13 protein-coding genes are annotated in these 15,077 nt (G+C 72.5%); 5 read left to right on the top strand and 8 right to left on the bottom strand.

Going from position 1 to position 15,077, the window contains the following annotated elements:
* Positions 1 to 190: 190 nt before the first annotated feature.
* From ACFW47_RS29980 to ACFW47_RS29965, 4 genes are read right to left on the bottom strand one after another with little or no spacing between them, the layout of a single operon-like run.
* Positions 191 to 1,573, bottom strand: coding sequence for a GH1 family beta-glucosidase (locus ACFW47_RS29980; protein WP_386285131.1), 1,383 nt, complete (start codon positions 1,571 to 1,573; stop codon positions 191 to 193).
* Between the two features lie 31 nt (positions 1,574 to 1,604).
* On the bottom strand, positions 1,605 to 2,432 hold the full coding sequence (locus tag ACFW47_RS29975; RefSeq protein ID WP_386285128.1) for a carbohydrate ABC transporter permease: 828 nt from the start codon (positions 2,430 to 2,432) through the stop codon (positions 1,605 to 1,607).
* Positions 2,433 to 2,438: 6 nt separating this feature from the next.
* The gene (locus ACFW47_RS29970) at positions 2,439 to 3,392 is read right to left on the bottom strand and encodes a carbohydrate ABC transporter permease (protein ID WP_386285125.1); all 954 of its coding nucleotides are present in this window, start codon (positions 3,390 to 3,392) and stop codon (positions 2,439 to 2,441) included.
* Positions 3,393 to 3,403: 11 nt separating this feature from the next.
* Positions 3,404 to 4,690 carry an ABC transporter substrate-binding protein gene (locus tag ACFW47_RS29965; RefSeq protein WP_386307667.1) on the bottom strand — a complete coding sequence of 429 codons (1,287 nt, stop codon included), beginning with the start codon at positions 4,688 to 4,690 and terminating at the stop codon, positions 3,404 to 3,406.
* A gap of 283 nt (positions 4,691 to 4,973) precedes the next feature.
* On the opposite strand from ACFW47_RS29965, the gene yicI reads away from it, so the two are divergent.
* Positions 4,974 to 7,244 carry an alpha-xylosidase gene (gene yicI / locus ACFW47_RS29960; protein WP_386307666.1) on the top strand — a complete coding sequence of 757 codons (2,271 nt, stop codon included), beginning with the start codon at positions 4,974 to 4,976 and terminating at the stop codon, positions 7,242 to 7,244.
* A 9-nt stretch (positions 7,245 to 7,253) separates the two neighbouring features.
* Here the strand turns inward: yicI and ACFW47_RS29955 are convergent, their stop codons facing one another.
* From ACFW47_RS29955 to ACFW47_RS29945, 3 genes are all read right to left on the bottom strand, one after another.
* Positions 7,254 to 8,456, bottom strand: coding sequence for a cysteine desulfurase-like protein (locus tag ACFW47_RS29955; protein ID WP_386285117.1), 1,203 nt, complete (start codon positions 8,454 to 8,456; stop codon positions 7,254 to 7,256).
* A gap of 93 nt (positions 8,457 to 8,549) precedes the next feature.
* Positions 8,550 to 9,614 carry an ABC transporter permease gene (locus tag ACFW47_RS29950; protein WP_386285115.1) on the bottom strand — a complete coding sequence of 355 codons (1,065 nt, stop codon included), beginning with the start codon at positions 9,612 to 9,614 and terminating at the stop codon, positions 8,550 to 8,552.
* 113 nt (positions 9,615 to 9,727) lie between these two features.
* Positions 9,728 to 10,321 (bottom strand): Dps family protein, encoded by a 594-nt coding sequence (locus ACFW47_RS29945; RefSeq protein ID WP_217250110.1) that lies wholly within the window; start codon positions 10,319 to 10,321, stop codon positions 9,728 to 9,730.
* A 279-nt stretch (positions 10,322 to 10,600) separates the two neighbouring features.
* Here ACFW47_RS29945 and ACFW47_RS29940 point away from each other — a divergent pair, with 279 nt between their 5' ends.
* From ACFW47_RS29940 to ACFW47_RS29925, 4 genes are all read left to right on the top strand, one after another.
* Entirely contained in the window at positions 10,601 to 11,716 is a 1,116-nt protein-coding gene (locus ACFW47_RS29940) for a Gfo/Idh/MocA family protein (RefSeq protein WP_386307665.1), read from the top strand.
* Positions 11,713 to 12,642 (top strand): PmoA family protein, encoded by a 930-nt coding sequence (locus ACFW47_RS29935; RefSeq protein WP_386285108.1) that lies wholly within the window; start codon positions 11,713 to 11,715, stop codon positions 12,640 to 12,642. Before ACFW47_RS29940 ends, ACFW47_RS29935 begins: the two co-directional genes overlap by 4 nt.
* Entirely contained in the window at positions 12,636 to 13,418 is a 783-nt protein-coding gene (locus ACFW47_RS29930; RefSeq protein WP_386307664.1) for a cupin, read from the top strand. The genes ACFW47_RS29935 and ACFW47_RS29930 overlap by 7 nt, the downstream gene beginning before the upstream one ends.
* A gap of 169 nt (positions 13,419 to 13,587) precedes the next feature.
* Entirely contained in the window at positions 13,588 to 14,040 is a 453-nt protein-coding gene (locus ACFW47_RS29925) for a phospholipase (protein ID WP_386285103.1), read from the top strand.
* 8 nt (positions 14,041 to 14,048) lie between these two features.
* Here ACFW47_RS29925 and ACFW47_RS29920 read toward each other — a convergent pair whose 3' ends face one another.
* Entirely contained in the window at positions 14,049 to 14,732 is a 684-nt protein-coding gene (locus ACFW47_RS29920; RefSeq protein ID WP_386307662.1) for a phosphatase PAP2 family protein, read from the bottom strand.
* Between the last annotated feature and the right edge of the window lie 345 nt (positions 14,733 to 15,077).

The raw sequence follows: 15,077 nt of genomic DNA, 5'->3' as shown, positions 1-15,077 counted from the left end.
GATCAACGTGCTGTTCGCGATGCTCCGCGACGGAACCTTCTACGAACCCAGAACCCCACGCCTCGCTTGACGAACGACATAGAGGCACCCCCCCCGCACCCCGGCGGCGTACACCGGGCGGGAGGCGGGCTGACGAGGCCGGCGACGGGCTGACGCGGGGACCGTGGCCGGACGGCCCCGCGCCGCGGCGTCACCCCCGGCGGTTCGCGGCGATCATCTCCCGGTACCAGCGGTAGCTGTCCTTCGGTGTGCGCTCCTGGGTGGCGTAGTCGACGCGGACGATGCCGAAGCGCTTGTCGTAGCCGTACGCCCACTCGAAGTTGTCCAGCAGCGACCACACGTAGTACCCGCGCACGTCCACGCCCGCGTCGATCGCCGCCCGCAGCGCGGTGAGGTGGTCACGCAGGTAGGCGACGCGGTCGGCGTCGTGGACCGTGCCGTCGGCGGCGGGGGCGTCGTCCTCGGCCGAGCCGTTCTCCGTGATGTGGACGGGCGGCAGCGCGTCCCCGTACTGCTTCTTCAGCCGCACCAGCAGCTCGGTGAGGCTGTCGGGGACGACCGGCCAGCCCATCGCCGTCTCGCGGACGCCGGGCAGCCGTACCTCCTCGTAGCGGTTGTCCGTCGCCACCCGCCGCGCCGGGTCGCTCTCGCGGTGCGGGGCGTCGGCGACCACGATCGGCCGGTAGTAGTTGACGCCGAGGAAGTCCAGCGGCTGCGAGATCAGCTCCAGGTCGCCGTCGCGGCGGAAGTCCGCGCCGGTGATCAGCTCGCCCCAGGTCTCCTCCTCGGTGGCCGGGTACCGGCCCGCGAGGATCGGCTCGGTCCACACCAGGTTGTGCTGCGTGTCGGCGCGGACCACGGCCGCCAGGTCGGCGGGGGAGCCGGTGGCCGGCAGGTTGCGGTCCAGGTTGAGCGTGATGCCGACCTCGCGCACCCCGGCCGCCCGCAGCGCCGTCACCGCCAGACCGTGCCCGACCAGCAGGTGGTGGGCGGCTGCCAGGGCGGGCCGGCCCTCCTTGGCGCCCGGCGCGTGCCGGCCCACCGAGTAGCCGAGGAAGGCGCTGCACCACGGCTCGTTGAGGGTGATCCAGCGCGGCACCCGGTCGCCCAGGTGCTCGGCGACCCGGGCCGTGTACTCGGCGAACCGCTCCGCCGTCTCCCGCGCCCGCCAGCCGCCCCGGTCCTCGAGGGCCTGCGGCAGGTCCCAGTGGTACAGGGTGGCGGCCGGCTCGATGCCCGCCGCGAGCAGTTCGTCGACCAGGCGGGAGTAGAAGTCCAGGCCCTTCGGGTTCACCGCGCCCGAGCCGTCCGGCACGACGCGCGGCCAGGCGATCGAGAAGCGGTAGGAGTCCACGCCCAGGTCGCGCAGCAGCGCCACGTCCTCGCGGTAGCGGTGGTAGTGGTCGCAGGCCACGTCGCCGGTGTCGCCGTTCACGACCAGGCCGGGCGTGTGGCTGTAGGTGTCCCAGATCGACGGGCCGCGGCCGTCCTGGCGGGCCGCGCCCTCGATCTGGTACGAGGCGGTCGCGGCGCCGAAGACGAAACCGGGCGGGAAACCGGGGTACTCGCTCATGCTGTGCTGCTCATCTCCTGTGCGGGTGTGGTCACTTGACGGAGCCGCCGGTGATCCCGGCGGCGATGTACTTCTGGGCGAGGACGAGCAGGATCGCCGCCGGCACCGCGGACAGCACGGAGGCGGCCATCACCGAGCCCCAGTCGCCGACGTGCGCGCCGATGTACTGGTAGATGCCCAGGGTGATGGGCTTGACCTCGTCGGTCGTGTTCAGGGTGAGCGCGAACATGAAGTCGCTCCACGAGAACAGGAACGCGAACAGCCCCGACGTGATCAGCGAGTTGCGGCTCATCGGCAGCACCACCCGCACGAACGTCCGCACCGGCCCGGCCCCGTCGATCTGCGCGGCCTCGATCACCTCGCCCGGGATCGACACCATGAAGGAACGCATTAGCACGATCGAGAACGGGATGCCCAGCGAGGCGTCCGCCAGCATCAGGCCGAAGTAGGAGTTGACCAGGCCGAGATCGACGTACGAGTTGTAGAGCGCGTTGGCGACGACGATGCCCGGCACCATCTGGGTGATCAGCGTGCCGAACACGATGGTGCGCGAACCGCGCAGCCCGAACCGCGCGAGCCCGTAGGCCGCCGGCGCCGAGATCAGCAGGCAGATGGCGACCGCGCCGAGCGACACCGCCAGCGAGGTCAGCAGGTGCCCGCCCTGGTCACTGATGGCCTTGGAGAAGCCGGACAGGTCCAGGCTCCCCGGCACCGGGTCGACCCTCAGCAGCCCCGACTCGGGCTGGAGCGCGGTGTTGAGCATCCAGTACAGCGGGAACAGCATCACGGCGAGGACGAGCACGCCGGCGACGGTGGAGCCCCAGCGGCGCCGGGACGCGGTGGGCGTGTGGGTGGCCATCGTCGGTCACTTCCCCTCGGTGCGGTTGGCCCGCAGGTAGAACACCGCGAACACGGCGGAGATCAGGATGAGCACGTTGCCGACCACGGCGCCCGCGCCGAAGTCCAGCTGGACGAAGGAGTTCTGGTAGGTGAGCGTGCCCAGCGTCTGGGTCGCGTCGGCCGGGCCGCCGTCGGTGAGGGCGAGGATCAGGTCGAGGATCTTCACGGTCGACATGAAGCCGAGCACGAGCACGACCGTGATGACCGGCTTGAGCACCGGCAGGGTGACCGACCGGAAGGTCCGCCACGCCGAGGCGCCGTCCAGCGCGGCCGCCTCGTGCAGTTCTTTCGGGATCTCCTGGAGGCCGCCGTACAGGATGACCATGTTGAACGGGATGCCGATCCAGATGTTGACCAGGATGACCGAGAGCAGGGCCATCTCGGGGCTGGTCAGCCAGGGCGTGTGACCGCCGATGCCCATGGTGTCCAGGAAGGAGTTCAGCACCCCGGTGTCCTGGTCGAGGATGCGCCGCCACACGATGCCGGACACCACCATGGGCACCAGCCAGGGCAGCAGGATCAGCGAGCGCAGCACCCCGTTCAGCGGGAACCGGCGGCTGAAGAAGACCGCCAGCGCCATGCCGATGCAGAACTGCCCGAGCAGCGAGCCGGCCGTGAACACGAGCGTGTGCCACAGCGCCTTGCCGAAGAGCGCGTCGTGGAAGACGTTGGACCAGTTGTCGGCGCCGTTGAAGGGCGCCTCACCGGTGAAGAAGGTCTTCGGCGTGTAGTGCTGGAAGCTCATCACGACGTTGCGGACGAGCGGGTAACCGAAGAAGAGCAGCATGAAGACGACGGCGGGGGCGACGAACCCCCACTGCGCGAGCCGGCGCCGGCGCGCGATCCGGGCGGGATCGGGAGCGGCGGCCGGGCCGGGTGCCTTCTCGGGCGTCTGTGCGGTGACGGTGGACGTGGTCATGGGCGCGTACCTCAGTTCCCGCTCGTGGCCCGCTGCTGGGCGCGCTTCAGGGCGGTCTCACTGGACTGGCCGGTCAGGGCGGACTGGAAGGCGCTCTGCAGGGCGAGCGACACACTCGACCAGCCGGCGCCGAGCTTCGCCGTCCGGGACCGCGCGACGGCCACCTGGTCGGCGAGGGAGTCCAGCTCCGGCACCTTCTCGCGCCAGACGGCGGCGGCCTTGGCGTTGGCCGGCACCATCCAGCTGTTGAGCGCGTAGGTCAGCTGCTCCTGCTCGCCCGACAGACAGGCGACGATCTTCCCGGCGGTCTTCTCCCGTGCCTCGTCGCCGGTGTTCGGCACGGTGAGCACGGCGCCGCCCAGCGGTCCGACCGAGTCCTCGCCGGCCTCGGGCACCGGGATCGGGGCGATGCCCCAGTGCAGCGACTCGTCGGTGTTGAGCGTCTCCACCTGCCACGGACCGTTGATCATCATCGCGGCGTTGCCGGCCATGAACTGGTCGTTGACGTCCGCCTGCGTCCAGTTGACCGTCGACTTCGACAGCGAGCCGTCCCCGAGCAGACCCTTCCAGTAGTCCAGCGCCTCCACGACCCGCGGACCGCCCAGGTCGGTCTCGTCACCGCCGTTGGACCACATGAACGGCAGGAACTGGAAGACGCCGTCCTCCGCGCCGCCCGCGCTCAGCGCCAGGCCGTACCGCTTGCCCTGGGTCAGCTCCTTGGCGGTCTCCCGCAGTTCCGCCCAGGTGGTGGGCACCTCGACGCCCGCCTCGTCGAGCACGTCCTTGTTGTAGAAGAGCGCCAGCGTGTTCACCGACCGGGCGGCGCCGTAGTACGTCCCCCGGTACGAGCCGAAGTCGACGATGCCCTGGGGGATGTCCTCGGTGCTCAGCCCGAGGGACCGCAGGTCGGTCAGGCCGCCCGCGTCGGCGAAGGTCGGCATCTCGGACGCGTCGAACTGCACGATGTCGGGCAGCGACTTGGACGAGGCCATGCGCAGCGCCTTCGTCATCACCTGCGAGGCCGGGACGCTCTGCTGCTCGATGGTGACGCCCAGCCGCTCGCCGCACCGGGCCATCGCCTCCGCGTCCCAGCGGTGGTAGGACTCGTCGGTCGAGGAGTTCAGCACGGTGTACACATCGGCGTCCCGCTGCTGCCCGCATCCGGTGAGCGCGGCCCCGGCGACCAGGACGCAGACGGCGGCGACCGGGGCGACGACTCGGCGCGAGCGTCCTCGCCCGTGTTGCCCGGCGGCAGGAGGGTGTGCTGTCAAGGCGAGCGAGGTGAAGCGCTTCGACATGGTGCGGCCCTTGCTGTCGTACCGTCCGGCTTCGTCGCCGGACCGTTTTGTTTGGTGTGATGACTAATACGTCAAGAGGGTGCTGCCGCGCTAGAGGAAAGTGGCCCCGGTCTCTCCGTTCCGTGGCGTGAAGAGATTGTTCTTGTCGGTAATCGTGCCTGATCACAGCCGCAAACTCGCTCACGACCGCTCGGTGGCCGGATTTGTTTTGTGTACGATCAAAACGCTGCGGGACGGTCCCCGTTCGCCCATCCGACAGCTCCCGTCCCATCCGAGGAAGATCATGAAGTTCACCGACGGCTTCTGGCTCATCCGTGAGGGCGTGCAGATCTCGTACGCCACCGAAGTGCGCGACGTGCGCCCCGAATCGAAGCGCTTCACCGCCCATGCCGCCGTGAAGAAGGTGACGCGCAGGGGCGACACGCTCAACGCGCCGCTCCTCACGGTCGAAGGCTTCTCTCCCGCCGAGGGCGTCATCGGCGTCCGCGTCACCCACCACGCCGGCAAGCGCCGGCCCGGCCCCGACTTCGCCCTCACCGCCGACGCGGACGGCGCCGGCACGGTGCGTCAGGACGGCACCGTCACCGAGCTGACCAGCGGCCCGCTGACCCTCCGACTGGACCGCGAGGGCCCCTGGGGCCTCACCTTCCACGACGCGGACGGACGCGAACTGACCCGCGCGAACGCCAAGAGCACCGCGTTCGCCACCACCGGCGACGGCGCCCACCACATGCTGAGCCGCCTCTCCCTCGGCGTGGGCGAGCAGGTCTACGGCCTCGGCGAGCGCTTCACCCCGTTCGTCAAGAACGGCCAGGTCGTCGACATGTGGCAGGCCGACGGCGGCACCAGCAGCGAGCAGGCCTACAAGAACATCCCGTTCTACCTCTCCTCCCGCGGCTACGGCGTCTTCGTCAACCACCCCGGGGCCGTCTCCTTCGAGGTCGGCTCGGAGTCCGTCGGCCAGGTGCAGTTCAGCGTCGAGGACCAGACGCTGGAGTACTACGTCGTCGCCGGTCCCACCCCCAAGGACGTCCTCACCCGCTACACCGCCCTCACCGGCCGCCCCGCCCTGCCGCCCGCCTGGTCCTTCGGTCTCTGGCTCACCACGTCCTTCACGACGTCGTACGACGAGCACACGGTGACGTCGTTCGTCGACGGCATGGCCGAGCGCGGCATCCCGCTGACCGTGTTCCACTTCGACTGCTTCTGGATGCGCGAGTACCAGTGGTGCGACTTCCAGTGGGACCCGGACGTCTTCCCCGACCCGGACGGCATGCTCGCCCGGCTCAAGGACAAGGGTCTGCGGATCAGCGCCTGGATCAACCCCTACATCGCCCAGAAGTCCCCGCTCTTCGAGGAGGCCGCCGCCCTCGGGCACCTGGTGCGCCGCGCGAACGGCGACGTCTGGCAGTGGGACCTGTGGCAGGCGGGCATGGGCCTGGTCGACTTCACCAGCCCCGCCGCCCGCGACTGGTTCGCCGGGAAGCTCAAGCCGCTGCTCGACCAGGGCGTGGACTGCTTCAAGACCGACTTCGGCGAGCGCGTCCCCACCGACGTCGTCTGGCACGACGGCTCCGACCCGGAGCGGATGCACAACTATTACACGCACCTCTTCAACCGCACCGTCTTCGAACTCCTCGAGAAGGAACGCGGACAGGGTGAGGCCGTCCTCTTCGCCCGCTCCGCGACCGCGGGCGGCCAGCAGTACCCCGTCCACTGGGGCGGCGACTGCTGGTCGTCCTTCGAGGCGATGGCCGAGTCGCTCCGGGGCGGCCTGTCCCTGTCGCTGAGCGGCTTCGGCTTCTGGAGCCACGACATCGGCGGCTTCGAGGGGACCCCCGACGAGGCGGTCTTCAAGCGCTGGCTGGCCTTCGGCCTGCTCTCCTCGCACAGCCGCCTGCACGGCTCCTCGTCCTACCGGGTGCCGTGGGAGTTCGGCGAGGAGGCGGTCGACGTCGCCCGGAGCTTCACCCTCCTCAAGCACCGCCTGATGCCCTACCTGTACGGCGTCGCCGCCGAGGCCCACCGCACCGGCGTGCCCATGATGCGGCCGATGGTCCTGGAGTACCCGCACGACCCGGGCTGCCGGACGCTGGACCGCCAGTACATGCTCGGCCCCGACCTGCTGGTCGCCCCGGTCTTCACCGAGGACGGCGAGGTCGAGGTCTACCTCCCCGAGGGCACCTGGACCCACCTCCTGACCGGCGAACGCGTCACCGGCCCCGTCTGGCGCACCGAACGGCACGGCTACGACAGCCTGCCGCTGTACGTCCGTGAGGGCGCCGTCCTGCCGCTGGCCGCCGACGACAGCCGCCCCGACGGCGACTGGCTGGACGTCCCGACCCTGCTGGTCCACCCGCCCGCCGGGCCCGGCTACGAGGCGGAGGTCACCGTGCCCGACGTGCTGGGCACACCGGCCGCGACCTTCCGGGTGCGGCGCGACGGGGAGGCCCTGCGGGTCACCGCGACCGGCACCGACCGCCCGTTCACCGTGCGGGTCGCGGGCGGTGCGAGCGCGGAGGGCGCCGGTGAGGTGACCGTGCCCCTGGGGTGAGCCGGCGGGTCAGGGGGTGAGGGTGCCCAGCGCGGTCAGGAGACGGTCCACGTCGTGTCCGTCGGTGTACGGCGCGAGTCCCACGCGCACGGCACCCTCGTCGCCCAAACCCAGCCGGCGCGAGGCCTCCAGGGCGTAGAAGGAGCCGGCGGGGGCGTCGATCCCGCGTTCGGCGAGCCGCCCGTACACCTCGGCGGGGCTGAGGCCCGCCACGGTGAACAGCAGGGTCGGTGTACGCCGGGCGGCCCGTGAGTACACGGTGATCCCGCCGAGCTCCGACAGTCCTTCCTCGACCCGCCCGCGCAGCGCTCCCTCGTGCGCCTCCAGGGCGGCGAAGGAGGCCGCCAGCCGGTCCCGGCGGCTGCCGCGCGCGTCCGGCTCCAGACCCGCGAGGAAGTCCACCGCGGCGCGGGCCCCCGCCAGCAGCTCGTACGGCAGCGTGCCCAGCTCGAAGCGCTCGGGGACGGCGTCGCTGGAGGGCAGCAGCTTGTCCGGCCGCAGCGTCTCCAGGAACTCCGGCCGGGCCGCCAGCACCCCCAGGTGCGGACCGAGGAACTTGTACGGCGAGCACACCAGCGTGTCCGCGCCCAGCGCCGTCAGGTCCACCACGGCGTGCGAGGCGTAGTGCACCGCGTCGACGTGCAGCAGCGCGCCGACACCGTGCGCCAGGCGGGCGACGGCCGCCGTGTCGGGCACGGTGCCGATCAGGTTGGACGCGGCGGTCACCGCGACCAGCCGGGTGCGCGGGGAGAGCACCGCCTCGATGTGCTCGGGCAGCAGTTCCCCGGTGGCCGGGTCGAAGTCGGCCCACCGCACGGTCGCGCCGGCCGCCACGGCCGCCTGGACCCAGGGCCGGATGTTGGAGTCGTGGTCGAGGCGGGTGACGACCACTTCGTCGCCCGGCCCCCACGTCTTGGCGAGCGTCCGGGACAGGTCGTAGGCGAGCTGGGTGGCGCTGCGGCCGAAGACGACGCCCCGCGGGTCGGCGCCCAGCAGGTCGGCCAGGGCGCCGCGGGCGTCCGTGACGACACCGTCCGCGTTGCGCTCGCCCTCGGTCGTACGGCCCCTGTTGGCCAGCGGATTGGCCAGCGCCTCGGCGACGGCGTCGATGACGGGCTGCGGGGTCTGGGTGCCGCCCGGGGCGTCGAAGCGGGCGGAGCCGGACTTCAGGGCGGGTATCTGCGCGCGGATCGCGTCGACGTCCAGGGCCATGTGCACTCCAACCGAAGGCGGGCGTTCCCGCCCCATGATCGCAGCGGGGCGCCGATCGGAACAGACCCCCCCCGACGGACGAGTACGGACGGGTCAGGAGTCCGCGGCGTGGGCCGGCTGCTTCTCGCGGCCACCGGGGTGCCGGTGCCGCCAGATCCAGAAGACCGTGCAGGACAGCAGTGCCCAGCCGCCCAGCACCAGGAACGGGAACAGGTGCTGGTGGCCCTGGAAGTACACCGCCGTGTGCTGCGCGTTGACCGAGGCGCCCGGCGGCAGCCACTGGCCGATCGCCCCCAGCGGGGAGGGCAGCAGCGGCCAGGACACCGCGCCGCCGGACGAGGGGTTGCCGAGGAGCACCATCAGGCCCCAGGTCGGCAGCATCGCCCAGCGTCCGAACAGCGTGTTGAACATCGTGAAGACCATGCCCGAGGCGAACATGGTGAGCGCCAGGATCATCCACGACTCGACGAACGGCAGGTCCAGCGCGTTCAGCAGCCAGTCCACCGTCGCTGCGATGGCGAACCCGCCGAGCAGCGCGTAGGCCGCTGTGAAGAGGATGCGTTCGAACGGGGTCAGGGAGCGCGCGTGCACGCTCAGCTGGATCGCGCCGACGAAGCCGATGATGACCGCGGCGAGCGAGATGTAGAAGATCGCGAGCCCGCGCGGGTCGCCCTCCTGGAGGGGGTTGATGTCCCGGACGGTGACCTCGACGCCGGTCTTCTTCCCCACGGCCGGTGCCGTGTCGGCCAGTACCTCGGCGACCGAGGCGCCCGACGCGCTGGACAGGTCGAGCACGGCGGTCCGCCCGTCGTCGCGGATCTCGAAGATCCCGAAGACCTCCTGGTCCTGGATCGCCTGCCGGGCCTCGGCCGTGCTCTCGTAGGGGTGCACCTTCACGGAGGCGTTCAGCGCCTTCTCCAGGCCGTCCAGGAAGGCCTGGCCGCGCGCCTCCTCGTACGACCCGACCACCGCCGTGGGGATCGAGTGCGGAGTCGGGTCCGCCATCGAGTAGGTGTACGAACCGGCGAAGAGCCCCGCGGCCGCCGCGAGGATCAGCACCAGCACGGTGGCCGGCCAGAACGGCGACTGCCGGAACGTGGACCACCGCTGCCCGCTGGTCGGGGGCTCGGCGTGGGCGCCGTGGGACGAGTGGGCCATGTGCCGGACGCTTTCACATAAGGGGGGCGAGGGCATCACGGACGCCCTCGCCCGGGTGGGCACGGAGGGTGACGGCAGCCCGTCGCGAGGCCGCCCGTCGTCACGTGAGGCGTTCAGGCGTGCACCAGCGGCGTGTCCACCAGGTGCTCGGCCACGAACCATGCCTGGAGTTCGTTGGTGCGCACGACGTCGGAGACGAGGAGGTCGTTGGTGCCGTCGTCGCCCATCTCCTGGGTGCGGGCGGCCGCGTCGTGACAGTCGGCCAGGATCAGCTCGTGCGCCTCCAGCAGCCGCGACAGCATCGCCGGCACCTCCTCGACGCCGTCCGGCGGGCGCGGCACGGTGGTGATCTCGGCGACGTGGCGGGGATCGCCGATGGCCACACCGCCGAGCGTCTGGACGCGCTCCGCGACCGTGTCGATCAGCTCCAGCTGCTCGCCCGCGTGCTTGTCCAGCAGCAGGTGCAGTTGGTAGAACGTCGCCCCGCGCATCAGCCAGTGGTACTTCTTGTACAGGTCGTGCAGGATCCGGGTGTCCGCCAGCACCTTGTTCAGCCGCTGGCAGGAGTAGAGCCGGGTGTCCATGGTCAGTGCCACGGGGAACTGCTTGACGGTGCCGAACTCCTGGATGGTGCGGCCCTTCTGGTGCAGCCAGGGCTGGCTGCCGTCGGACCTGTGCTCCACGGACGACGACTTCGGGTTGCTCACGCCTGGTTTCCTTCCGCAGGACTGAAGACTGCGCCGGCGCGGTGCGACCGGCCCCGGTCCCCCCGGCGACAGTCGACCAGCCGCCCGCCGAGCCCGCAAACGCTGGGGGGTTGTCCGGTCGTCCGCCCGCCGCTTAGGGTCGGTCGCGGTGCAAGCGCTTTCTATCCGCACTTCCGTCCGCACTTCCGTCCGCACTTCCGTCCGCGCTTCCGCCGACGCCTTCCGCCGGCTCTCTATCGGCGCACGTGCCCGTCGTGCGCCGCGTCCGAGGAGGACCGCATGTCCCCACGCCCCGCCCGCCGCCGCGTCGCCGTGGTCGGCACCGGTGCCGTCGTCACCGGCGGCCACCTGCCCGCCCTGAGAGCCCACGCGCAACGGACGGAACTGGTCGCCGCCGTGGACGTGGACCGGACGCGGCTCGACGCCTTCGCGGCCGAGGCGGGCGGGGACGTCGCCGGGTACGCGTCGGTGGGTGACATGCTGGACGCAGTACGGCCCGACCTGGTCGTGATCGGCACGCCGCCGTCCCTGCACCGGGACCAGGCGGTGGCCGCGCTCAAGGCCGGCGCCTGGGTGCTGTGCGAGAAGCCGCTGTGCCTGTCGCTGGCCGAGTACGACGACATCGCGGCGGCCGAGGAGGCGTCGGGGGCGTACGCGTCCGTCGTCTTCCAGCACCGGTACGGCTCGGGCGCCGCGCACGCCCGCGACCTGATCGCGAGCGGCGCGCTGGGCGCCCCGCTGGTGGCCCACTGCCAGACCACCTGGCACCGCGACGCCGCCTACTACGCCGTGCCCTGGCGAGGACGCTGGTCCACCGAGGGCGGCGGCCCGACCATGGGCCACGGCATCCACCAGTACGATTTGCTGCTCCACCTGCTCGGTCCCTGGGCGGAGGTGCGGGCCATGGCGTCCCGCCTGGTCCACGACACCGAGAGCGAGGACGTGTCCACCGCCCTGGTGCGGTTCGAGAGCGGCGCCCTCGCCACCGTCGTGAACAGCGTGCTCTCCCCGGACGAGGTGAGCCGCGTCCGCGTCGACTGCGCCGATGCCACGGTCGAGCTGACCCACCTGTACGGGCACCGCAACGACGACTGGACCTACACCCCGGCCCGGCACGTCGACCCCGAACGCGCCGCCGCCTGGCGCACTGCGGCGACGGACGTGCCCAGCTCCCACGCGGCGCAGCTCGGCGCCGTGCTGGACGCCTGGGACGCGGGCGAGCGGCCGCCCGGCAGCGGTGCGGAGGCCCGAGCCACGCTGGAGTTCGCCGCCGCCCTCTACAAGGCGGCGTTCACCGGACGGCCGGTCCTCGCCGGCGAGATCGCGCCCGGCGACCCCTTCCACGCGGCCATGCACGGCGATCACCCCGACTGGGCCCCGAAGGAGCGCGCGTGAGCACCCTCCGCGTCACCCACACCCACGGCGACCACATCGCCGTCACCACCACGGGCGGCACCGAGATCCTCCGCTACGTCTACCGACCCGACCCCGACGCCTTCGAGTCCCGCAAGCCCTACGCCCACCCGGTGCGCACCCTCGCCGGACGCACGGTGACCGGCTACCGCCCCAGCGACCACCGGTGGCACAAGGGACTGCAGATGACGGCCAGTCATCTGTCGGGCCAGAACTTCTGGGGCGGCAACTGCTACGTCCACGGCGAGGGTTACCGGCCGCTGCCCGAGCGCATCGGCTCGATGCGGCACGACGGCTTCACCGGCCTCACGGTCGAGGAGGACCGGTTCGCGCTCACCGAACACCTCACCTGGATCGAGAACGGCGGCGCCGAGTGGGCCCGCGAGGAACGCGGCCTGACCCTCCACTCGGTCGACGAGGAGGCCGGCGCCTGGGCCCTGGACTGGTCGATCCGCCTCACCAACACCCGCGGCGAACCACTGGCGTTCGGTTCCCCGACCACCGCGGGCCGTGAGATGGCCGGCTACACCGGCCTCCAGTGGCGCGGCGCCCGCGACTTCACCGGCGGCACCGTCTTCGCGCCGGACACCGAAGCGGACGCCGCCGCACTGATGGGCACCCGGAGCCGCTGGCTCGCCTTCACCACCGAGCACGACGACGTCGACGCCCACTCCACGCTCGTCTTCGCGCACGCGCCCGAGAACCTCGACGAGGAGCGGGCGATCCACCCCTCGCACTGGTTCGTGCGCGCCGAGCCCGTCCCGACCGTGGCGTTCTCCTGGGCGTTCTTCGAGGAGTTCGAGCTGCCTGACGGCGAGTCCTTCGCCTACCGCTACCGCATCGTGGTCGCCGACGGCGCCTGGGACCGCGACCGGGTCGGCGCCCACCTGGACACACTGGCGTGGTGAGCGTCCCCGGGCCACGGCTCACCCGCCCCCACCCCCTGCCCGGCGCCGTCGGCCTGTCCCACCTGAGTGCCTACGACTGGGAGGCGGCCGACGGCGTCTGCGGCGGCAGCCCGCACCTGCACCTGGTCTGCACGGAGGCGTACGTCGTCACCGCCGGACGCGGCGCGGTGCAGACGCTGAGCCCCGACGGCTACCGGGACATCCCGCTGGGGCCGGGCTCGGTCTCCTGGTTCACGCCCGGGACCGTGCACCGCATGGTGCAGGGCGGCGGCCTGCGCGTCACCGTGCTGATGGAGAACAGCGGCCTGCCCGAGGCCGGGGACTCCGTCTTCACCTTCCCGCCCGAGGTGCTGGCCGACCCGGAGGCGTACGCGGCCGCGGCCACCCTGCCGCCGGGCACCGGAACGGAGACGGAGGACGCGGCACGGCGCCGCAGGGACCTCGCCGTCCAGGGCTACCTGGTGCTGCGCGAGGCCCTGGCCGCCGGGGACGACGGCCCGTACCGGGAGTTCCAGCGGGCCGCGGCGGGCCTGGTGCGGGACAAGGTGTCCGGCTGGCGGGAGTTGTGGCGGTCCGGCGCGTCGGCCGCCGCCGAGCGCACCGGCGCACAGCTCGACGCACTCGCCGACGGCGACCCCGCGTACCTGGCCGGCGCCACCGCGTACGAGACGGCACCCACCAGGCTGGGCGGCTACGGCATGTGCGGCCGCCGGGACGAGTACGCGCTGCCGGGGACGACGCCACCGGCCGACGCGCCCCGCACAGAGGGGAATTGAGAGGCGCGGGGGGCGGGGCGGGCGGCTGTTCACTGCCCGATCCCCTGGCGGGCCGAGGAGTTGAGGGGGCATTAGGGCGGCGGAAGTGTGAAGGGGTGGTCGAAACGCGCATCATCTTGGCATGGACCTGCGGCCCGAGGGGCGGGCCGCAGCCTCATGGAGGTGTGGGATGCACCGCAGACTCGCCACCGGACTCGCCGCCACGGCCCTGTCCGTGACCACCGTCCTCGCGACCGCCGCGACGGCCGACGCCGCTCCCGCCGACAAGTCCCAGGTGCTCGCGAGCTGGACGCAGACCAGCGCGTCGAGCTACAACGCCTGGGCCGCCGCGCGGGCGAACCAGTCCGCCTGGGCCGCCTACGGTTTCGACTGGACCACCGACTACTGCTCCTCCTCGCCGGACAACCCGTTCGGCTTCCCCTTCAGCAGCTCCTGCGCGCGGCACGACTTCGGCTACCGCAACTACAAGGACGCCGGCACCTTCAGCGCCAACAAGTCCCGTCTCGACAGCGCCTTCCACGAGGACCTCAAGCGAGTCTGCGCCCGCTACGGGGGCGCCACCAAGGCCGCCTGCAACAGCACGGCGTGGACGTACTACCAGGCCGTGCGGGCCTTCGGCTGACGCGGCCGTCACCGGTCCGCGCGGGACGGTGCCCGCGGCGGCGAGCAGACCGACCACAGGCCCGGTACCGGGGAGGCCGCCGCTGCCGCCAGGACGGCGGCCGCCCCGGCGATGCCCAGCACGGCGCCCGCGGCCACGTCGCCGGGATAGTGCACGCCGGTGTGGACCCGGGAGTAGGCGACGGCGCCCGCCAGCGCGCCGAGCGGCACGGCCGCCTCGGGCAGGACCACGCCGACCGCCGTGGCGAACGCCACCGCGGAGGCCGTGTGACCGGACGGGAAGGAGGCCGACACGGGCATCGGCACGTACCGGTCGACCGTCACCCGTGCCGCCTCCCGGTCCGGCCGCGCCCTGCGCACCAGACGCTTGCCCAGCAGGTTCGCGGCGGCCGAGGTCACGGCGACCGCGGCCAGCCCGACGAGGGCGGCCCGCCGGGGACGCGCGCCGGCCGGCGCGAGTGCGGCGGCGATCCCGAGTGAGATCTTCGAGTGGTCGGCCGCGCGGGACAGCCGGCGCAGCGCACGGTCGAGCGTGGGGGTGGAGGTGGCCGCCACCGCCGCGTACAGCGCGCCGTCCACGGCGCGCAGATCACCGAGTACGGCGTCGAGGGCCCGGCGGCGGGAACGGGCGGGCACCACCGCCGGCGCGAGCGGGCCGCTGGTGTCCCCGTCGGCGTTGGTCGGTTCGGTCATGGGCTCCTGCTCCGCGGGGCGAGGGAGACGGCCAGGGCGAGGCCGGGGCCGAGGGGCGCCCGGTCCGTCGGCGTACCAGCCTGCCCCGTTCCCGCGCGTGCGGCGCGGCGAGGGGCTCCGTTCGGGGGAGGGCGGGCGCGGACTGCGGACGGCGCGGGCTCGGCGGTCGGCCCGACGCACGGGAGTGCGTGGACGGTCGCACCCGGCCGTCCCCGCCCGCACGCGCGAGAGCCGTGGGGGGGGGCCCCCCGGGGCGGGGCGGGGGGCGGCCGCGGGGCGGGGGGGGGCGCCGGGGGGCGGGTGGGCCCCCCCCCCCCGCGCGGGGGGGCGGGGCGAGCCAGGGGA

The organism is Streptomyces sp. NPDC058796 (assembly GCF_042745235.1).
GTDB lineage: Bacteria > Actinomycetota > Actinomycetes > Streptomycetales > Streptomycetaceae > Streptomyces.
Note: the sequence above shows the minus strand (reverse complement) of the source record. Positions and strands in the feature narration are given on the sequence as shown.